Source organism: Microbacterium sp. Z12_35, from assembly GCF_058310475.1.
On record NZ_JBZEGJ010000001.1, the window covers coordinates 94,288 to 112,566 of the forward strand.

The window sequence follows — 18,279 nt, forward strand, 5'->3', positions numbered from 1 at the left end:
TCTGCCGGCCTCCCACTACCGCGCGTCGCAGAGACGGTCAAGACCTAGGCTGTCGCACCCCCTGAGAGGAGGATGAACAGAGTCGTGAGCTCGTCGCCCGAATCGTCTCGCGACCGGAGGAGACCCGAGATGTTCGACATCTTCGTGACCGGTGCCCGAATGGCGACCACTGACGACGTCGCCGAGGCGCTGCTGGAGTACTGCGGAGTTCTCTCCGAGCAAGAGCGGACGGAGATGGTGTCCTTCCCGGTGCTCCTGGACGGGCAGACCGGCCAAGCCTGGGTGACCCTGGGTGCCGGAATCTCTCTCGTCGCGGTGCGCTCCGAGCCGGAGCTGCCATTCACCCTGGAGGGGGAGGAGCTCGCAGCCTGGAGCATCCGGCGGCGCACCGCTGTCGTGGCCGGACGAACAGGCGGTTTCGACTGGGACGAGGGCCACTGAGGTGGCCGGGTTTCTCGAAGGCAGCTGAAGGAGACGGCGCGCACCTAAAGCGGGTCGCACTCCACCCAGGTGTGCTGGTTGCGGTCAGGCCTGCGTGTCATCGGCATTCGTCCGGGTGGCCAGTCCTTCGGCGCGGGACTTGAGGGCGAGGTCGAATTCACCGAGCTTGACCTGAATCTTCTTCATCATCGCGGGCGAGAGAGTAACGAGCAGCCCCGTCAGCTTCTCCGATTGCGCCAGCGTGGTGCGAGTCGAGCTCAACGCGGTGAGAGTGAACCGGTGATCGGCGTCCATCAGCCCAGGCAGCAGGAATCGGCTCGTCCAGCGGAGCTCCGTCCCGGGAGTCGCCGTGACTACCCGGACGGGCCCCTGTCGCGGTTTCCCGAAGCCCTCGTCAAGTGTCGCGCCGAGGAGAACCGTCTCTCCGGCCGCGGCAACCCCGGAGGCGGAACGGTAATACGGATTCCAATCGGGATAGCTCTCGAAGTCGGTAAGGGCTCGCCACACGACGTGGGCGGGCGCGTCGATGTCCACCGTGCTGGTCAAGTGGGGCATGCGTGACTCATCCTCTTCTGGGGGATTTTCTCTCGTGATGGTTCCGGTGTCGGCCATCCCGTGCAGCGAGAGCATAATGCGGCGCTCAGCGCGCGAGGCGCTGAACGGCCGCCGGTTTCGCAGCATTCGGGTGAACATGCAGACAGCGGCACCGCACTGGGGTAGTGTCGTACTACGACGAGCATCACGCGCGTCGCCTGTCCGGATGAGTTCTCCAATGACGGACACCGCCCATCCGGGCAAAAATCCACAGACCCGCTCTCATCGCTGAACCGGGTTGCACGACTGAATCGACATCTTCACATCTCTTCTTTGCTTTCACCTTCTGAACTTTCTTCCTCTCCGTTGACTTGGCTCAAGGCCGATCTCGACGTGTATGTCGCACACCGTGCCGGTGAATACGCCGGGCACGTGACCATCGACGACACGCGCTTCTCGGCACACGATGCCGTCGGCACTCGCCTCGGCGTCTTCGCCGCCCTCCTTCTGGCGCAGCGTTGCCTGGAAGACGCACTGGGCTGCTTCGACAGCCACCCCCATCCTGGGCGACGTCGCCCGACATCTCCGCGATCTTTTCGTCGCGGTAATCGGGGCCGCCGTAGCGGCCCCTCTTTAAGAAAGAGAGATCCGATGGCATTCGGAACTGTGAAATGGTTCAACTCCGAAAAGGGCTATGGCTTCATCGCCCCCGAGGATGGCTCGCCCGACGTGTTCGCGCACTACAGCGCGATTGAGGGCGGCGGCTTCCGCTCCCTCGAAGAGGCGCAGCGCGTGGAGTTCGACGTCGAGCGCGGCCCGAAGGGCCCCCAGGCCTCGAGCATCCGCCTCGTGTGACGTGAGGATGCGGCGGGCGTGAAGCCCGCCGCATCCATCTCGTTTCGGGCGGCTGTGCAGTAACTGTGCATCCGCGCGTTGACATACGGGTACCAGCCGTCCTTAGTATGGTCGGCAATAGCGGGCGCATCCGCCCCCGCATATCACTTTCAGCATGACCTTGGGTCTGGCTGTCTAACCCAAGGAGACCCTTGACCACTGTCACCCCCACAAAGGCCACACTGGGTCCGGTCCGGCAGACATATGCCACCCGTGAATCATTCCCCCCGGTCGCCAAGGCCTATACACAGGTCTCGCAGGTGGTGAAAGAAATGGGTCTTCTCCGTCGTGCCCAGTGGTTCTACGCCCTGGTCGCCGGCGCTCTCCTCGTTGCCCTGGCCGGCTGCATCGCAGGATTCATCCTGCTCGGCGACAGCTGGTTCCAGCTCCTGATCGCCGCCGCGCTCGGCATCGTCTTCACGCAGATCGCGTTCCTCGCACACGAGGCCGCGCACCGCGTCATCCTCTCCTCCGGTCCGGCGAACGATCGCCTTTCCCGCTTCATCGGCCCTGCCCTCGTCGGCATGAGCTACTCGTGGTGGGACTCCAAGCACAGCCGCCACCACGCCAACCCGAACCGGGTCGGCAAAGACCCCGACATCGAGATCGACACGATCTCGTTCGTCCAGGACGACGCCGCCAAGGCGCGTGGTGTGGTTCGCTTCATCACCCAGCGTCAGGGGTGGCTGTTCTTCCCGCTGCTGACCATGGAGGGCTGGAACCTCCACTTCCTCGGCATCAAGCACCTCATCACCTCGCGTGAGCCCATCAAGGGCCGCTGGATGGAGCTCACCCTCATCCTGCTGCGCCTGGCCGCGGTCATCGTTCCCGTCTTCCTCTTCCTGCCGCTCGGACTGGCCGTCGCCTTCATCTTTGTGCAGATGGCCGTGTTCGGTGTCTACATGGGCGCCTCCTTCGCTCCGAACCACAAGGGCATGCCGGTCATCGCACCGGACGCCCGCCTGGACTTCTTCACCAAGCAGGTCCGCACCTCCCGCAACGTTCGCGGTGGGTGGTGGGCGACCGCCCTCATGGGCGGCCTGAACTATCAGGTCGAGCACCACCTGTTCCCGAGCATGGCCCGCCCGTATCTGTCACGGGCCCGCGTGATCGTGCGCGAGGCGTGCGAGACGCTCAACGTTCCGTACACCGAGACGAGCCTCATCCAGTCTTACGGCATCGTCATCAAGTACCTCAACGAGGTCGGGCTCGCCGCGCGCGACCCCTTCGACTGCCCCACCCGTCACCAGATACGCGGTATCTGACGGCACCCGGAACGCCCCCTCCCGCCTTGCGCGGAAGGGGGCGTTCCGCATTGACGGGCAGGTGCGATGGAAGACCTGTCGCCCTGCCGCGGGAGTGATTCGCCGACTCGATCACGATCCGAGAAGCGTCGCCGCACTCAGCGCCGTAACGTGAGGCTCGACACCTCAGGCAGGTAGCGAAAGGTAAGGGCTATGGCTAAGACGGATACGTCCGACGGACTGAGCGCGGAAGAACGCGAGGCGGTCAAGCAGCGCGCCAAAGAGCTGCGGGAGCAGGAGAAGGCCGGCAAGAGCCGCGCCGCCGGTGAGAAGGCGGTTCTCGAGGCCATCGCCGACCTCGAACCGGAGGACAAGAGCCTCGCCGAGGGGCTGTACAAGGTGGTGAGCGAAGTGGCCCCCGACCTCGTGCCCAAGACGTACTACGGCATGCCCGGGTTCGCCAACGCCGAAGGCAAGATCGTCGTCTTCATCCAGCCGGCCCGCAAATTCAAGACGCGCTACGCCACGATCGGCTTCGAAGACAAGTCCCACCTCGACGACGGCGACATGTGGCCGGTCGGGTTCGCGGTGCGCACCTGGACGCCCGGTGTCGAGGCGACGGTGACGGACCTGGTGCGGAAGGCCGTCACGTAAGTCCGGGCTCCACCCGCGCGCCCGCCGACATCGTTCGGGGCATCCACGGCGTCACGGTGTGCCCTGCACGCGCCGATACGAGGGCTGACGCAGCCGCTCCACCCATCGGTAGATCTGTGCGCCCGGGAGCGGGTTGCGCACAGCGTCGAAGCGCAGGTCGCGGTCGTCCTGCTCGGCGGATGTGCGCAGGTCCACCTGAGCGAACGGATGCCACTTCCCGGTCGGTCTCGCGAAGTACAGGCGGATGCGCCACGGTTCCCGGCGCAGGGCATCCCCGACGCGGGCGACCTCGGCCGGCAGCATCCGCGGGGGAGCGCTGCGCGCGCACACGAGGATCGGCCCGTTCTGCGATCGGTAGGGCAGGAGGCTTCCGAACGTGGCGCGGGTGGGGGAGCGGCGCAGCAGGAGGAGGAAGCGGGACGGCACTCCGACGCCGGTCGTCGCCAGTTCGAGGTCGACAGCCCGCCCGCCGGCGCGGCACCGCAGGGCCAGGCCGATAACATCCGGGAGTGCCGGCGGCAGGCCGACCGACCGCGATAGCCGCGCGACCACCGGCACGGGGGCGGGCGACGCCTCGTCGATCCATCGGATACCGGAGGACACCGTCCCGCCGATCCACGTCAGGTCGCCCTCCAGCAGGACGCCTCGTGCGTGGATCGGTCGGGGTCGACGCGCGAGCAGGAGGAGGGCGAAGAAGCCGCGGAGGGCGGCGCCGACGACCCCGGAGAAACCACGGAACATGGGGCCATTGTCGGCATGCGCGCAGGCTTCGCACCCCCCTTCGCCGCGGTGGAGCGAACGGACTACGATGCCTGGACGCGGCAGTCGCGCCGGTAGGGTGGACGAGGCGCGTCGGGAAGTCTGGTCGACACTTCCCTTGTCGACCGAAGCCATAGGCGGGAACCGATGCCACAGAATCCACGATCGACCCCGGCCGCTTTCCCCCAGCGCGGCAGTTACGCCGAGGCCAGCCGCATCGGCACGCTGCTGAGGAAGGAAGCCGTCGGTGGCGCCCTTCTGGTGGCCGCGGCCGCCGTCGCGATCATCTGGGCCAACACGCCCGCCGCCGATGCGTACTTCGCGTTGCGTGACTTCACGATCGGCTACGCGCCCTGGCATCTGCAACTGTCCCTCGGTGCGTGGGCGGCGGACGGGCTTCTCGCGATCTTCTTCTTCCTCGTCGGGCTCGAACTCAAGCGGGAACTGATCGTCGGCGATCTGCGGGACTTCCGGACGGCCGTCGTTCCGATCGCCGCAGCTGCGGGAGGCGTCGCCGTCCCCGCACTCATCTACGTGGCGATCGTGTGGCAGTCGCCGACTCTGCTCGCGGGATGGGCGATTCCCGCGGCGACCGATATCGCCTTCGCCGTCGCGGTCCTGGCCATCGTCGGATCGCACCTGCCGAGCCCGCTGCGCATCTTCCTTCTCACCCTCGCCGTCGTCGACGACCTCATCGCGATCGTCATCATCGCGATCTTCTACACCAGCGACATCGAGCTCATTCCGCTTCTCCTCGCGGTGCTCACCGTCGGCATGTACGGCGTCATCGCGCAGCGATACCAGAAGCTGTTCCACCTGAAGCCCGCAGCCGCCTGGCTGATCCTCCTCCCGATCGGCTTCCTCGCGTGGGCGTTCATGCACGCCTCAGGGGTGCACGCCACGATCGCCGGCGTGGCGCTGGCTTTCACCGTCCCGGTGAAACAGCCCAGAGGCTCCGCGCTGACGTCCCTGCAGGGAGGACTGGCGGAGGTGTTCGAGCACCGCTTCCGACCGCTCTCGGCCGGCTTCGCCGTACCGATCTTCGCGTTCTTCGCTGCCGGAGTGGCCGTCGGGGGAGTGGACGGGATCGCGCGCGCCGTGACGGATCCGGTCACCATCGGGGTGGTCGCCGGACTGGTACTGGGGAAGCCCATCGGCATCGTCCTCACGACGCGAATACTCACCGCCGTCACGCACGCGCGCCTGGACCCGGCCCTCCGGTGGATCGACCTCATCGGTGTGGGCATCCTCGCCGGCATCGGATTCACCGTCTCCCTGCTCATCGCAGAACTCAGCTTCGGTCCCGAGAGCGTGCACAACGACGACGCCAAGATCGCGATCATGCTCGCGTCGGTCATCGCGTCGCTCGCCGCGTCCCTCATCCTGATCGCGCGGAACCGCGTCTACAAGCGCATCGCCGAGGAGGAGAGCGTGGATGCGGATGAGGACGGTGTTCCGGACGTGTACCAACGCCCCGCCGGACAGGGCGACAGCACCGCTTGACCTCGGCGCGCCCGCGGCCGCGCGCCGAGCCGGTGGGGGCGCAGGGTGTGCCGTCTGGTTTTTCCTGATGCCGGCCCCGAAAAGCAAGGGGGGATACAGGATTCGTTCAGCCTGGTTATCTCCCTGAGGCGCGCATTCGCGCCCGACCGTCACAGGAAAGAAATCACTAATGAGCAATACCACTCAGAACGTCCGCAGCTCCCGCCTCTCCACCGAGACGAAGGCGGCGTTCAAGACCACCGAGTTCATCGCCTACGTGGTGATTCTGGTCGCGATGTTCATCGCTTCCCTCGTCGTCGACAACCACGAAGACGGCCAGGGCTTCGGCGCGTCGCAGGTCTGGCTCTACGCCACGCTGCTCACCATCGGTTACATGATCAGCCGCGGGCTGGCCAAGTCGGGCAGCCGGGAGTTCTACGACCGCGACGACCGCGAGGCTCGCAACGGTCGCTGAGCTTCAGCACCGAGCACAGGGGACAACCCCGATCGCTTGCAACGAAGGCCCTCTGCTTTTTCGCAGGGGGCCTTCGCCGTGCGTGCTTCTCCTCTGAGGCTCAGGTCGGCTGCTTCGGACCGTAGAGACGCGCGATGTCTTTCGAGTCGAGCCATCCCTCATAGGCCGGATGCTGAGGCCAGCCCTCCGGGGAATCCTGCCACTCCTCCTGCCGGCCGTACGGGAGCAGGTCGATGAGGGAAAACGTGTGGGTGAGTTGTTCCGTGCCCCGTCCGTTCGTGTGCCACGTCCGGTACACGGTGTCGCCGTCGCGGAGGAACACGTTCACGGCGAAGCCGCCTCCGGGAGGGGCGTCGACATCCGCGCCGAAGGAACTTGCGCCCGTGGAGTACCACGGCATCCGATTGCCGACCTTGTCCCGGTAGGCGAGCGCCTCGCCGATCTCGCCCTGCGTGACGATCACGAAGCGGGCGTCGTAGAGGTCCAGGAAGCCCAGCCGCGTGAACTGGGCGGTGAAGCCCGTGCAGCCGCCACACTGCCACTCCTGTCCCGGTCGCCACATGTGGTGGTAGGTGATCAGCTGCGACTTCCCCTCGAACATGTCCGCCAAGCGGACCGGCCCGTTCTCGCTGTCGAGAACGTAGTCGGGCATCTGGACCATGGGCAGCCGTCGTCGCTGAGCGGCGATCGCGTCCAGCTCGCGCGTGGCCGCCTTCTCGCGCACGCGCAGTTCGTCCAGTTGGCGGCGCCATTCGTCCGCGTCGGTGATGGGCGGGTGCGCCGTGATGGTCGTGGAATCCATGAGTCTCACCCCTTTCAGATCGAACCGGGGCGCCGCAGCGCGCCGGATGATGTTCACACCGTACACATTTGGCCTTCACCCTACGCGCCCGCGACAGCCAGTCAAGAGGGCCGTGCGAGTGCAGGGCTTGACGACGCACTCAACGCCGAGATGTCCGATCACAACGTGTCGTGCTTCGCGATCGCGCCCGAGCAGTACGTCATGCTCGGCAGCCGCGAGATGTACGCGAGCGTCGGCGCCGCCGAGGAGCTGGTGGGTGGACCCGACACGCCCTCGAAGGTCACGGTGTCGTTCGACCTCGGCAGCCGCGAGGCGGTCGACGAGCTCACCGAGCGCGCCGGCGCGGCCGGCGGGCGGATCGGTGACACCGACGACTACCCCTTCATGTACCAGCGCCAGTTCGACGACCCGGACGGCTACCACTATTCGCCGTTCTGGATGAAGCCGGACGCCGATCAGAGCGCGTGAGCGACCTCGCCGCAGCCCTCGACATCGTCGGACCACGGTGGGCACTCCTCATCGTGGAGCGGCTGCTCGACGGGCCACAGCGCTACGGCGATCTGCAGCGCGACCTCGGAGTGCCCACGAACATGCTGGCGACCCGCCTGCGCGAGCTCGAAGCGGCCGGCGTGCTCTCCCGGCTGCCCCTCCGGCACAACACCCGGGCGTACGCGCTGACCGATCGCGGGTTCGCCTTGGGCGAGGCGATCGTCGCGCTCGGACGCTGGGGCGCCGAGGAGGGCGTACGGGCGGCGGGATCGCGAGGCGCCCCGACACGCTCCTCCGCAACTGCCGCGCCGCCGTCAGCCCCGTCGCCGCCCTGATCTGGATCACGTTAGGCGGCCGGAGTCACCGCTCCTCCAAGGCGAGCTTCTGGGTGACAGCGAGAGTGCGCTCCGTCAGCTCGTCGATGGTCACGCGATCGAAGTCGCGCACGGCGCTCCGCACCCGAACGTGAGTGGTTCCGATCAGTTCGGCGGGGATGCCTCCAGCCCCATGGATAGCGCCGAAGACGCCCCCGACCGTCGCGGCGTTGGAATCCGTGTCCCGCCCGCCCGAGATCGTCATCCCCACGGCGCTGACGAAATCGTCGCCCCACAACAGGCCGATCGCGATGAGGGCGGCGTTGTTGATGGTGTGTACCCACGGGTACTCGCCGAGGGTCTCGTCCACCCAGTCGAGCGCCGCCACGTGGTCCGCGCCGGAATCGAACAGATCCAACACGCCATCGAGCGCCTCCGCGAGCCGGGACTCCGGGGGCACGACGCCCGCTGCCCGGCGGAGAGCGTCCTCGGCGTTGGTCGACGTCAGCGCTGCGGCAACCAGGGCCGCCGCCCACAGCTCGCCGTAGAGGCCGTTCGCGGTATGCGTCAGCCGGGCATCGACGAGGGCGAGCCGGGCCGCTTCACCGGGATCGCCCGGGTTCGTGAATCCGAAGGCGTCGGCGCGAATGAGTGCACCGATCCACTCCCGGTACGGGTTGCTCCGGGTTGCCGTGTCCGGCGGGGTCACACCGTGGATGAGGTTCCTATACGCCGCGCGCTCCGCCGTGAAGGTCTGGCTGAACGGCACCCGGTCGAGCCACTCGGCCGCGACCTGCTCGGTGGTCAGGTCGCGCCCGTACGTCTCCAGCAGGTGGAGGCCGAGGATGGTCCAGTCGATGTCGTCGTCGCGGGGTACGTCTTCGAAGAGCCCCGCCGACGCCGTGTTCGCAGAGGGGTGGAGCGCACCGACCCCCGCGGGCAGCGGCTCCAGCAGCGGGAGATAGCCACGCTGCGGCCAGTGGCCGGTCGCCTTCAGGTAGATCTCGAGCTCGGCGCGTGTCAGCCCCTCGATCGGCTTCCCGAGTGTGTTCCCCACGGTTCGCCCCAGCCAAGCGCCGCGGATGCGAGAGGGCAGCTGCGCGGCATCCACCGCTGTTCGCGGCATCCCCGCGAACAGGGCCTCCAGCGACGCATCGTCGTCCGGCTCGCGGTACCGCCAGTCCGGCGTCCGTTCGAGCCGTCGCATCCTCTCTTCGAGGGAGAGGAGCGCCGCCAGATCTCCCCGCCGGGCAGCGTCCGCGGCCTCTTGTTCCATCTCGCCGACGTCGAACCCGCTCAATCGCAGTTGCTCGGCCTCGTCGGGGACATAGTCGCGGGGATCGAGGACGTCGTGCATGCGCGTCGCTTTCGGGTCGAGGGGGAACGGAGCGGATCAGCCCTTGACCGCACCGGAGAGGAAACCTTGAGTGACCTGCTTCTGCAACAGGATGAACACGACGATCACCGGAATGATCGTGATGAGCGTGCCCGCCGCGAGTGGCCCGATGTCGATCGACCGGCCGCCGAGGAACAGATACAGCCCCGTCGTGAGCGGGCGGAACTCCCCGCCGGGAACGTAGAGCAGGGGAACGAGGAAGTTGTTCCAGTTCTGGAGGAAGGTGAAAACGGCGAGCGCTCCGGCTCCCGCCGAGACCAGCGGGACCATGATCCTCCAGAAGATCTGCCACTCGGAGGCCCCGTCGATGCGTGCGGCCTGCTCCAACTCGGTGGGCAGATCGGAGAAGAACGCCCTCATGAAGAACGTTCCGAAGGCGAGCCCCGTCGTGGTGAGTACCAGGTTGACGCCGGGGAGGGTGTCGAGAAGACCCATCCCCCTGAGCTGGAAGTAGAGCGGGATCATGTAGGTGAAGAAGGGCACCAGCAGGCCCAGCATCACCAAGTAGAACGCGATGCCACGCCCGGGGAAGGGCAGCCGGGCGAAGGCGTATCCCGCCATCGTCGAGACGACCACCACCAGGATCGTGCTGGGCACCGACAGGAGGAAGCTGTTGAGCACGTAGTCGCCGAAATTGCCGTCCGTCCAGGCGGCCACGACGTTCTCGAAGGAGAACGACGAGAACAACCCGAAGGGATTCACCGTCACGTCGGCGTCCGTTTTGAAAGCCGTCGAGATCGTGAGGATGATCGGGAAGATCGCGAACAGCGAGAGCACGATGAGAACGGCGTGCCTGCCCACGCGCCCCGCTCTCACGCGCGGAGAGGTCGGGTTGTCGTTGATGGTCATGCGCCCGTTCCCTGCAGAGAAACCCGTCGTTGGAGTCGGTTCAGCCATACCGCGAACGGGACCGCGAGGACCGTCATCACCAGTGCGATGGTCGTGCCGTAGCTGATGCGGTTGAGCTGGAATGCCTCGCTGTAGGCGAGCGTGCCGAGCACATCGGTCGCACCGGCCGGACCGCCCCCGGTCATGACGAAGATGATGTCGAAGACGCTGAACCCGCCAACGAGAGTGATCGTCGTGACCATCAGGAACACCGGCATGATCTGCGGAAGGATGATGTACCAGAGTCGTTGGATGGTGTTCGCCCCGTCGAGCCGGGACGCGTCGACCAGCTCGATGTCCACGTTCCGTAGCGCGGCGAGCAGGATGACGAAGACGAAACCCGATGTCGCCCAGATGGCGGTGGCGAGCACCGCGAACAGAGCTGTATCCGGGTTGCCGAGCCATCCCGTCCGCAGGAAGGACAGCCCTACCGCATCGAGCGCTTGATTGAGCCAGCCGCGCACCGGGTCATAGATCCAGCTCCACACCACGCCGACGGCCACCTGCGGGAGGACGTACGGGAGGAAGAACGCGACTCGGTAGAGGACGCCACCCCGCCCGACGTTCCACATGAGAAGCGCGAGAGCGAGCCCGATCACCAGCGGCGCGATCGTTCCGATGATGATCCAGATGGCGTTGTTCTTCAACGCCGGCCAGAGGTTCGGATCCTGAAACAGCTCGATGAAGTTGGCGAGCCCGACGAACTCGGGGTTCGGGTTCACCCCGTTGAAGTCCACGAACGCGTAGCAGATGGCGTTTCCGAGGGGCACGAGGAAGAAGAGCACGACCAGGATCATCACGGGCGCGACGAGCAGCAACCCGAGGCGGGTCTGCGCCCGCCTGGTCGCGCGCGGCGTGTCGAGCACGATCCGGGTCGAGCGCCTTCTCTTCTTGGTCGCCGGGTCAGGCCCGTCGGCGAGAGCCGAGGCGCCGACCGCGATCCCGACGGTCACTGCTGCGCCGCAGCCTGCATCTGGGCGGCGACCTCTTCGGCGCTCATCTGACCGGAGAGGATCGCAGCGACACCGTCGAGCATGGCCTCGTTGAACTCATCCGTGGTCAGCACGTCGATGTTGTAACCGAAGTCGCCCGTGCCATCGGAGAACTTCGCGGTGTCATCGAGCACCTGACGAAAGAGCGGCGACACGTCGACGTCTGCGGCGATCGGCTGGGGCGGGATGACGTTCAGGTTCTCCACCATCCACTGCGCGTGCTCCGGCGATGCAAGGTAGTCGACGAGCTCGAGGGCAGAATCGAGTTTCGTCGTGCTCGCGGAGATCATCGGACCTGAGCCGAGTCCGCCCGCGAAGATTCCGGGGCCATCCTCAGCGGGGAAGGGGATGTACCCGACTTCGAAGTCTGCGTTGTCGTCGATTTCAGAGATGAGCCAGCTCCCGGTCGGGACCATGGCCGCCTCGCCCGAGTAGAAGAGCGCACTCGCGCCGTCGTAGCTGAGCGAGGTCGGGAATTCCGGAAGGTAGCCCTGCTCCAGGTAGTCCTGCCACAGCTGAAGGGAGGCGACCACGTCAGGGGAATCCCACGAGGCTTCGCCACTGACCAGCGCGTCCATTCCCGTCGACCCGACGCGGCTCGAGAGCGCCATGCTCAGCAGGTGCCCGCCCTGCCACCCTTCCTGGTTGCTGGCGGCGATCGGAACGATGCCCGCATCCGCGAGCTTCTTCGAGGCGGCCTCCAACCCGGCGAGGTCCTCCGGAGGCGCGATGTCGTGCTCGGCGAAGAGATCCGCGTTGTAGAAGAGCCCGAGGGTCTCCATTTCGCCGGGGATGCCATAGAGAGTGTCCTCGAAGGTGACGCGCTCCTTGGCGAAGTCGTAGAAGGGCCAGTCGTACTCGGCGTAGGCGTCGGTGAGGTCGTAGAGCAGGCCCGCCTCCGCGAACGCCCCGCCGAATCCTGGGCCCGAGCCCCAGTTGAACACATCGGGCCCCTCGCCGGATTGCAGCTGCGTCTGCAGAACCGTGCGGAGGGTGTCGAACGGCATCGCTTCGACCTCGACGTCGATCCCGCTCGATTCCGAGAACTCCGCGAGGTGATCTTCCAGCGCCTGCAACGCCGCGGGATCCTCGGGCTGCTCCACGAGATACCGCAGTGTGTCACCGTCCGCATTGGAGCCGGTGCCACCACCGGTGCAGCCGCTGAGGATCAGCACTGTGGCGGCGGCCGTGAGGATGGCCGGCGTCCTGAGAGAGAAGGTATGCATCGTTGCGATTCCTAACGCTGAAAGTCCTGAGACGGGCCCTCGGACATAATTTCAGCCTGAAACGAGAAATGTCAAGATGCCGTGCAATTCCCTAACCGAATGAGGCGGCGGGCTCCGGCTCGAGCGGTGCCGCATCAGCCGTTGCGCCGGCGGCAGCGCCGGGGTACTCCTTCTGGATCGCAATGACGGCCGCGCCGCGAGCCCACTCGATGAAGTCCATGGGGCGGACGATCAGCTCTCCGTGCATCGCCCCATCGACGTCGTACTCCGCTCGCCCCTCCTCGACGCTCGAGCCGGCGACATCGACGAGGTGCACACCCTCGCCCGAGAGGATGATCCGGGTCACCCCCGTGAGCGCGGTGATGGCTGATGCCGCGCGGCCGAGGGCCCGAGCGGCATCGCGCACCACCCGCACGGCCGTCGCGTCCCCGCCTTTCGCCATGTTCAGGACTTCGTCGTAGCCGATGGAGCGGCCGTGCGCCACCGACACCGCGGTGGCGATCGCCCCCGACGACAGCATGGCCGTCATGCACCCACGATGACCGAGCGGACAGAGCGGCCCCAGCGGATCCACCGGGTAGTGGCTCACCGGGTTCACCAAGGTGGGAACCATGACGTCGTTGATGACCAGCCCGTATCCCACTCCGGCTCCGACGGTCAGCAGGGCGAAGCTCGAGTAGCCCCTTCCGTGCCCGAACCACTGCTGAGCCCTCGTGAGCCCCACGACATCGTTGTCCAGATGCACCGGGAGCTCGAGTGCCTCGCTCACGAGAGAGCGGAACGGCACGTCGTGCCAGTGCAGGTAGGGGGAGTCGGCGACCACCTCACCCGCTTCGACCTTGCCTCCCACTGTGAGCCCCACGGCAGTCACCTGCTGCGGAATCCGCGCCTGGAAGTCGGAGACGACGTCTTTGACAGAGGCCACCACATCGGCGACGCGAAGAGACGGCAAGGGCACCGTTTCCTGAGCGAGGACGTGTGAACGAACATCGGTGACGACGGCGTAGATGGACTGCTCTGTCAGCTTCAGCCCGATGAAGAGGTACTTGCCGGGGACGACGTCCAGGGGGAGGAAGGACCGCCCCCGGCCGGGCGTTCGAACGGCATCCGATTCGACGAGGACGCCCGCTTCCACCAGTGGCCTGACAAGTCGCGTGAGGGTCGCCGGCGACAGCCCCATGCGCTGCGCGAGGCGTGCGCGGGACTCTGCCCCGTGGACGAGGATCTCGATGGCAACGGCCTTGGATGATGCCGACAGCACCGGGCCGAAGGCCGTTTCATGGGCGTCCACGAGTCACGTCCGTCCGCTCGAGGAGGCGTCGCGCGGGCGGTCGACGGCGACCGAAGGCGTGTGGGGCATCTGTGCCATGCTTGACTTTATTAGTTTCGGTCCGAAATATGAAGTGCGTGACAAAGGAGTTCGGATGAGTGTACCGAGGGCGAAAGAGGCAGCCGGGCCGGTCGTCCTCGCAGCCGGCGACACGTCCCTGATGGTCGATGTGTCCGGCGGCATCCCGCGAATCCTGCACTGGGGACCCTCGGTCGCCTCGACCTCCGACGATGCCGCCTTCCTTGCCTCGCTGGGCGACACGCAGGGCGGTGCCGACCTGCTGGAGGTGCGCAAATCGCCCAGCGTGCTTCCGGAGCAGTCTGCGGGATGGATGGGAACCCCGGGTCTGGAAGGCCATCGGAACGGAACGAGCTTCTCGTCCGCCTTCCACCTCAGCGAGTGGCGCCTCGACGACTCGAGCGGGGGAGCGCAGACCCTCATCGTGGATGCAGAGGACCTCGCTGCACAGCTGCGTGTCACCACCACGATCGAGATGCTGTCCTCGGGGCTGATCCGTGTCGCCGCAAGCGTGACGAACACCGCGCAGCGCAGCAACTATCACGTCAACGCGCTGCGGGTGGTGCTCCCCGTTCCCGCCGAAGCAGCCGAGATCCTGGACTTCACCGGGCGCCACCTCCGCGAGCGCACACCGCAAAGACATCCCTTCGTCGGCGGGACGCACCTCCGTGAGGGTCGGCGAGGCCGCACGGGCTCCGACGCCAGCATCCTCCTGGCCGCCGGCACACCCGGGTTCGGCTTCCGCTCGGGCGAGGTATGGGCCGTTCACACTGCGTGGAGCGGCAACCACGCCACCTTCGCGGAACTCGGCCTCACCGGCGCGCGGGTGCTCGGCGCCGGCGAACTCCTGCTCCCGGGGGAGATCATCCTGGAGCCGGGGGAGTCCTACTCATCCCCGTTCGTGTACGGCGCCTACGGAGTAGGGCTCGACCGGATCGCCCAGGCATTCCATGAGCATCTCCGCGGCAGGCAATCGCACCCCACGACTCCCCGACCCGTCGTCCTCAACACGTGGGAAGCGGTGTACTTCGACCAGGACCTGGCCTCCCTCACGCAGCTCGCCGAGCTGGCCGCCCGAGTGGGGGTCGAGCGCTTCGTCCTCGACGACGGCTGGTTCACCCACCGCCGCCACGATCGCGCCGGTCTCGGCGATTGGCAGGTCGCGCGCGACGTGTGGCCGGACGGATTGGGTCCTCTCGTCGACGTCGTGCGCTCGCTCGGGATGCAGTTCGGCCTGTGGTTTGAGCCCGAGATGATCAACGAGGATTCGGATGTCGCTCGCGCCCACCCCGAGTGGATTCTCGCCCCGGGCGAGCGCCTGCCGATCGCCGGGCGCTCGCAGCAGGTGCTCAACCTCACCATCCCCGAGGCGTTCGACTACATCCTGGAGTCGATGAGCTCCCTCGTGGAGGAGTACTCCATCGACTACATCAAGTGGGACCACAACCGCGATCTCGTCGAAGCCGGCGACCGGGCGACGGGCGCTCCGCGGGTGCACGCGCAGACGCTGGCGACCTACGCGCTGATGGACGAGCTGCACCGGAGGCACCCGGGACTGGAAATCGAGTCGTGCTCCTCCGGAGGCGGGCGCGTGGACCTCGCCGTTCTCGAGCGCACGCAGCGGGTGTGGGCGAGCGACTGCATCGATGCCCTCGAGCGCCAGCAGATCCAGCGCTGGACGGGGCTCCTCCTGCCTCCGGAGCTCGTCGGCTCGCACGTCGGCGCGCCGACTGCGCATACGACCCACCGCACGCATTCGCTTGCGTTCCGCGCGGCCACGGCGGTGTTCGGTCACTTCGGCATCGAGTGGGACCTGCGGGACGCCTCCCCGTCCGAACTGGAGGAGCTGGCGGCCTGGGTCGAGCTCTACAAATCCGAGCGCCACCTCATCCACACCGGCACCGCGGTACACAGCGATTATCCGGACGATGCGTACTGGGCCCACGGCTACGTCTCGCCCGACCGCGATCGGGCTCTCATCTCCTTCGTCGCGCTCGGCACGACGGTAGGCGTGCACCCCGGCCGCATCCGGATCCCCGGCCTCCGCGACGAAGCGTTCTACCGCATCGAGCCGATCGAGCTCTCCGCCTCGGCGCTCACCCGTGTGGCGGGCGGACCGCCATCCTGGTGGAGTGCCCCCGCGACCGTCTCGGGCGGGGTCCTGCGAACCATCGGCCTCCAGGGCCCCATGCTGTATCCCGAGCAGGCGCTGCTGTTCCGCCTCGTCGCAATCGACGGCACCGGCGCTCCCGCATCCCGCACCGTTGAAAGGAAGTGAACATGGGACGCTTGGTTCGTTTCACGTCGCCACGAGTGGCCGAGGTCGTCGACTTCGAAGAAGCCCCGCTCGGCGCCGGCGAAGTCCGCCTGCAGACTCTGTACTCCGGCATCTCCGCCGGCACCGAACTCACGGCGTATCGCGGGAGCAACCCGTATCTCAGCAGCGAGTGGGATGCGGAACGCCGGCTGTTCGTGCCGGGCGACTCGACGCACGCCTACCCCCTGGATGCCTGGGGTTATGAAGAGGTCGGGTCGGTGACCGAGGTCGGCGAAGGGCTCGACCCCGGGCTCGTCGGCTCTCTCGTTTGGGGAACGTGGGGTCACCGTTCCTCGGTGGTCCGCCCCGCGCCGTGGGTTCTGGAACGCCTCCTGCCGGACGGGCTCGACCCCGTCGTCGGGATCTTCGCGAAGATCGGGGCGATCGGACTGAACGCGGTGCTCGACGCGGATATCCACGTCGGCGAGACGGTCGTCGTCTTCGGCACGGGCGTACCCGGACAGATCGTGGCTCAGCTCGCCCGCCTCAACGGGGCGCGGGTTATCAGCGTCGACCTCATCCCGGGTCGCCGGGAACTGGCCGAACGCCTCGGCGCCTCGCTGACGCTTGACCCCGTGGCCGACAACGTGGCCGAAAGGGTCCGTGAGGTCACGGGCAATCGCGGGGCGGACGTCGTGATCGAGATGAGCGGCAGCTACCACGCGTTGCAGGAGGCGGTCCGCACGGCGGCGTACAGTTCCCGGGTCGTCGTCGGAGGCTTCTTCCAGGGCAGTGCGACCCCGGTGCGGCTCGGCGAGGAGTTCCACCACAACCGCATCTCGATCATCGGGTCTCAGATCTCCGGCGTGGCACCCGCTCTGCAGCACCGCTGGAACGAGCTGCGAATGTCGACCACCGCGCTCGAGCTCGCGCGCGAGGGGCGTCTCGACCTGACGTCACTCATCACGCACACGCTCCCGGCGGAAGACGCTCCTGCTGCCTTTGAAATGCTCGACACGTCACCGGAGAGCGCACTTCAGGTGGTGCTGGACTACCGGCCGGCGGCAGGCGAGTGATGGAGCCGTTCCCGCGCTCCGACGGCGCCCTCGGCTGGGGCATCCTCGCCACCGGGGGGATCGCCGGCGCATTCACGCGAGACCTCCTCACGCATGGGCATCGCGTGACGGCGGTCGGATCGCGTTCGCTCCCGTCCGCCGAAGCCTTCGCGGCGAGATACGGCATTCCCCGCGCGTACGGATCCTACGAAGAGCTGGCCGCCGACCCGGGGATCGACGTCATCTACGTCGCCACTCCGCACAATTTTCACGCGCAGAATGCCACGCTCGCTCTCGAGCACGGCAAGCACGTCCTCGTCGAGAAGTCGTTCACGCTCACCCAGGCGGAAGCGACGGCGGTCACCGAGCTGGCTGCCCGAAAGGGGCTCGTGGTCCTCGAGGCCATGTGGACGCGATTTCTGCCGCACATGGCTCATGTGCGCGACACCATCGCGGCGGGCCGACTCGGTGACATCCGGCATCTCCACGCCGATCACGCTCAGAGTCTGCCTCGTGACGAGAGCCACCGACTCAATAATCCTGCGCTCGCCGGTGGTGCCCTCCTCGACCTCGGCGTCTACCCGATCTCGTTCGCGCATGACATCCTCGGTGTTCCCGTCGATATCGCTGCGCGCGCCACTTTCACCCGCACCGGTGTCGACGCGTCGGTCGCGACGATCTTCACCCACCGGAACGGTGCGATCTCCACTTCGTTCTCGTCGCTGGAAGCGCGCGGGCCGAACCGCGCAACCATCGTCGGGACGAAGGGACGCCTGGAACTGGCCGACACCTGGTACCAGCCGACCACGGTGTCGCTCTACGACGAGCGGAATGAACTCGTGGAGGTGTACGACGCCCCCGTGTCGGGGCGTGGGATGCAGTTCCAGGCCGCGGAGCTGGAGCGGCTCGTCCGGGAAGGTGTTCCGGGAAGCCCGCTGATCACGCCCGCTGATTCGGTGGCGGTCATGGGGACGATGGATGCCGTCAGGGAGACCATCGGTCTCCGTTATCCGGGGGAGTGACCGCGCC

At 66.9% G+C, this 18,279-nt stretch carries 18 protein-coding genes and 2 pseudogenes; 11 read left to right on the plus strand and 9 right to left on the minus strand.

Annotated features, from left to right (window positions below):
* Nucleotides 1-129 precede the first annotated feature (129 nt).
* Nucleotides 130-441, plus strand: a complete 312-nt coding sequence (locus tag AC4FS1_RS00520; RefSeq protein ID WP_491151737.1) for a hypothetical protein — start codon at nucleotides 130-132, stop codon at nucleotides 439-441.
* Nucleotides 442-525: 84 nt separating this feature from the next.
* On the opposite strand, the gene AC4FS1_RS00525 is transcribed toward AC4FS1_RS00520, so the two are convergent.
* Both AC4FS1_RS00525 and AC4FS1_RS00530 read right to left on the minus strand, forming a co-directional pair.
* Nucleotides 526-996 (minus strand): SRPBCC family protein, encoded by a 471-nt coding sequence (locus AC4FS1_RS00525; RefSeq protein WP_491151739.1) that lies wholly within the window; start codon nucleotides 994-996, stop codon nucleotides 526-528.
* Between the two features lie 318 nt (nucleotides 997-1,314).
* Complete coding sequence (locus tag AC4FS1_RS00530) at nucleotides 1,315-1,530, minus strand: hypothetical protein (protein ID WP_491151741.1); 216 nt, start codon at nucleotides 1,528-1,530, stop codon at nucleotides 1,315-1,317.
* A 96-nt stretch (nucleotides 1,531-1,626) separates the two neighbouring features.
* Between AC4FS1_RS00530 and AC4FS1_RS00535 the strand changes: the two genes are divergently transcribed.
* The 3 genes from AC4FS1_RS00535 to AC4FS1_RS00545 all read left to right on the plus strand — a co-directional run bounded on the left by AC4FS1_RS00535 (nucleotide 1,627) and on the right by AC4FS1_RS00545 (nucleotide 3,767).
* Nucleotides 1,627-1,830, plus strand: coding sequence for a cold-shock protein (locus AC4FS1_RS00535; protein WP_135068062.1), 204 nt, complete (start codon nucleotides 1,627-1,629; stop codon nucleotides 1,828-1,830).
* A gap of 191 nt (nucleotides 1,831-2,021) precedes the next feature.
* Entirely contained in the window at nucleotides 2,022-3,134 is a 1,113-nt protein-coding gene (locus tag AC4FS1_RS00540; protein WP_491151743.1) for a fatty acid desaturase family protein, read from the plus strand.
* A gap of 192 nt (nucleotides 3,135-3,326) precedes the next feature.
* Nucleotides 3,327-3,767: an iron chaperone gene (locus AC4FS1_RS00545; protein WP_491151745.1), complete on the plus strand. Its 441-nt coding sequence runs from the start codon at nucleotides 3,327-3,329 to the stop codon at nucleotides 3,765-3,767.
* A gap of 51 nt (nucleotides 3,768-3,818) precedes the next feature.
* On the opposite strand, the gene AC4FS1_RS00550 is transcribed toward AC4FS1_RS00545, so the two are convergent.
* Entirely contained in the window at nucleotides 3,819-4,508 is a 690-nt protein-coding gene (locus tag AC4FS1_RS00550) for a hypothetical protein (RefSeq protein ID WP_491151747.1), read from the minus strand.
* A gap of 165 nt (nucleotides 4,509-4,673) precedes the next feature.
* Between AC4FS1_RS00550 and nhaA the strand changes: the two genes are divergently transcribed.
* The gene (gene nhaA, locus AC4FS1_RS00555; RefSeq protein ID WP_491151748.1) at nucleotides 4,674-6,029 is read left to right on the plus strand and encodes a Na+/H+ antiporter NhaA; all 1,356 of its coding nucleotides are present in this window, start codon (nucleotides 4,674-4,676) and stop codon (nucleotides 6,027-6,029) included.
* Between the two features lie 169 nt (nucleotides 6,030-6,198).
* Entirely contained in the window at nucleotides 6,199-6,483 is a 285-nt protein-coding gene (locus tag AC4FS1_RS00560) for a hypothetical protein (RefSeq protein ID WP_491151750.1), read from the plus strand.
* A 100-nt stretch (nucleotides 6,484-6,583) separates the two neighbouring features.
* Here AC4FS1_RS00560 and AC4FS1_RS00565 read toward each other — a convergent pair whose 3' ends face one another.
* Entirely contained in the window at nucleotides 6,584-7,285 is a 702-nt protein-coding gene (locus AC4FS1_RS00565; RefSeq protein WP_491151751.1) for a DUF899 domain-containing protein, read from the minus strand.
* A gap of 138 nt (nucleotides 7,286-7,423) precedes the next feature.
* Between AC4FS1_RS00565 and AC4FS1_RS00570 the strand changes: the two are divergent.
* Nucleotides 7,424-7,753 (plus strand): annotated as a pseudogene (locus AC4FS1_RS00570) (VOC family protein); the annotation flags it as partial.
* A pseudogene (locus AC4FS1_RS00575) lies at nucleotides 7,750-8,025 on the plus strand (winged helix-turn-helix transcriptional regulator); the annotation flags it as partial. The pseudogenes AC4FS1_RS00570 and AC4FS1_RS00575, both read left to right, overlap by 4 nt.
* 109 nt (nucleotides 8,026-8,134) lie before the next feature.
* Here AC4FS1_RS00575 and AC4FS1_RS00580 read toward each other — a convergent pair.
* The 5 genes from AC4FS1_RS00580 to AC4FS1_RS00600 all read right to left on the minus strand — a co-directional run bounded on the left by AC4FS1_RS00580 (nucleotide 8,135) and on the right by AC4FS1_RS00600 (nucleotide 13,881).
* Nucleotides 8,135-9,445, minus strand: coding sequence for an ADP-ribosylglycohydrolase family protein (locus tag AC4FS1_RS00580; protein WP_491151753.1), 1,311 nt, complete (start codon nucleotides 9,443-9,445; stop codon nucleotides 8,135-8,137).
* A 36-nt stretch (nucleotides 9,446-9,481) separates the two neighbouring features.
* Nucleotides 9,482-10,333, minus strand: coding sequence for a carbohydrate ABC transporter permease (locus AC4FS1_RS00585; protein WP_491151755.1), 852 nt, complete (start codon nucleotides 10,331-10,333; stop codon nucleotides 9,482-9,484).
* Nucleotides 10,330-11,325: a carbohydrate ABC transporter permease gene (locus AC4FS1_RS00590; protein ID WP_491151757.1), complete on the minus strand. Its 996-nt coding sequence runs from the start codon at nucleotides 11,323-11,325 to the stop codon at nucleotides 10,330-10,332. Before AC4FS1_RS00590 ends, AC4FS1_RS00585 begins: the two co-directional genes overlap by 4 nt.
* Nucleotides 11,322-12,590, minus strand: a complete 1,269-nt coding sequence (locus AC4FS1_RS00595) for an ABC transporter substrate-binding protein (protein WP_491151759.1) — start codon at nucleotides 12,588-12,590, stop codon at nucleotides 11,322-11,324. The genes AC4FS1_RS00590 and AC4FS1_RS00595 overlap by 4 nt, the downstream gene beginning before the upstream one ends.
* Nucleotides 12,591-12,681: 91 nt before the next feature.
* Nucleotides 12,682-13,881, minus strand: coding sequence for an ROK family protein (locus AC4FS1_RS00600; protein WP_491151761.1), 1,200 nt, complete (start codon nucleotides 13,879-13,881; stop codon nucleotides 12,682-12,684).
* A 133-nt stretch (nucleotides 13,882-14,014) separates the two neighbouring features.
* On the opposite strand from AC4FS1_RS00600, the gene AC4FS1_RS00605 reads away from it, so the two are divergent.
* Genes AC4FS1_RS00605 through AC4FS1_RS00615 form a run of 3 tightly spaced genes read left to right on the plus strand, consistent with a single transcriptional unit; the run spans nucleotide 14,015 to nucleotide 18,272 of the window.
* A complete protein-coding gene (locus AC4FS1_RS00605; protein WP_491151763.1) occupies nucleotides 14,015-16,216 on the plus strand; it encodes an alpha-galactosidase in 2,202 nt (733 codons plus the stop codon).
* Nucleotides 16,217-16,218: 2 nt separating this feature from the next.
* Nucleotides 16,219-17,271, plus strand: coding sequence for a zinc-dependent alcohol dehydrogenase (locus tag AC4FS1_RS00610; protein WP_491151765.1), 1,053 nt, complete (start codon nucleotides 16,219-16,221; stop codon nucleotides 17,269-17,271).
* Entirely contained in the window at nucleotides 17,271-18,272 is a 1,002-nt protein-coding gene (locus AC4FS1_RS00615) for a Gfo/Idh/MocA family protein (protein ID WP_491151767.1), read from the plus strand. Before AC4FS1_RS00610 ends, AC4FS1_RS00615 begins: the two co-directional genes overlap by 1 nt.
* Nucleotides 18,273-18,279: the final 7 nt, after the last annotated feature.

What these genes read in the sequence shown, in the direction of transcription:
- AC4FS1_RS00550 (WP_491151747.1), bottom strand. Translation starts at nt 4,508, where the DNA reads ATGTTCCGTGGTTTCTCCGGGGTCGTCGGCGCCGCCCTCCGCGGCTTC.
- AC4FS1_RS00535 (WP_135068062.1), top strand. Translation starts at nt 1,627, where the DNA reads ATGGCATTCGGAACTGTGAAATGGTTCAACTCCGAAAAGGGCTATGGC.
- AC4FS1_RS00615 (WP_491151767.1), top strand. Translation starts at nt 17,271, where the DNA reads ATGGAGCCGTTCCCGCGCTCCGACGGCGCCCTCGGCTGGGGCATCCTC.
- AC4FS1_RS00610 (WP_491151765.1), top strand. Translation starts at nt 16,219, where the DNA reads ATGGGACGCTTGGTTCGTTTCACGTCGCCACGAGTGGCCGAGGTCGTC.
- AC4FS1_RS00605 (WP_491151763.1), top strand. Translation starts at nt 14,015, where the DNA reads ATGAGTGTACCGAGGGCGAAAGAGGCAGCCGGGCCGGTCGTCCTCGCA.
- AC4FS1_RS00560 (WP_491151750.1), top strand. Translation starts at nt 6,199, where the DNA reads ATGAGCAATACCACTCAGAACGTCCGCAGCTCCCGCCTCTCCACCGAG.
- AC4FS1_RS00585 (WP_491151755.1), bottom strand. Translation starts at nt 10,333, where the DNA reads ATGACCATCAACGACAACCCGACCTCTCCGCGCGTGAGAGCGGGGCGC.
- AC4FS1_RS00595 (WP_491151759.1), bottom strand. Translation starts at nt 12,590, where the DNA reads ATGCATACCTTCTCTCTCAGGACGCCGGCCATCCTCACGGCCGCCGCC.
- AC4FS1_RS00580 (WP_491151753.1), bottom strand. Translation starts at nt 9,445, where the DNA reads ATGCACGACGTCCTCGATCCCCGCGACTATGTCCCCGACGAGGCCGAG.
- AC4FS1_RS00545 (WP_491151745.1), top strand. Translation starts at nt 3,327, where the DNA reads ATGGCTAAGACGGATACGTCCGACGGACTGAGCGCGGAAGAACGCGAG.
- AC4FS1_RS00520 (WP_491151737.1), top strand. Translation starts at nt 130, where the DNA reads ATGTTCGACATCTTCGTGACCGGTGCCCGAATGGCGACCACTGACGAC.
- nhaA (WP_491151748.1), top strand. Translation starts at nt 4,674, where the DNA reads ATGCCACAGAATCCACGATCGACCCCGGCCGCTTTCCCCCAGCGCGGC.
- AC4FS1_RS00565 (WP_491151751.1), bottom strand. Translation starts at nt 7,285, where the DNA reads ATGGATTCCACGACCATCACGGCGCACCCGCCCATCACCGACGCGGAC.
- AC4FS1_RS00525 (WP_491151739.1), bottom strand. Translation starts at nt 996, where the DNA reads ATGCCCCACTTGACCAGCACGGTGGACATCGACGCGCCCGCCCACGTC.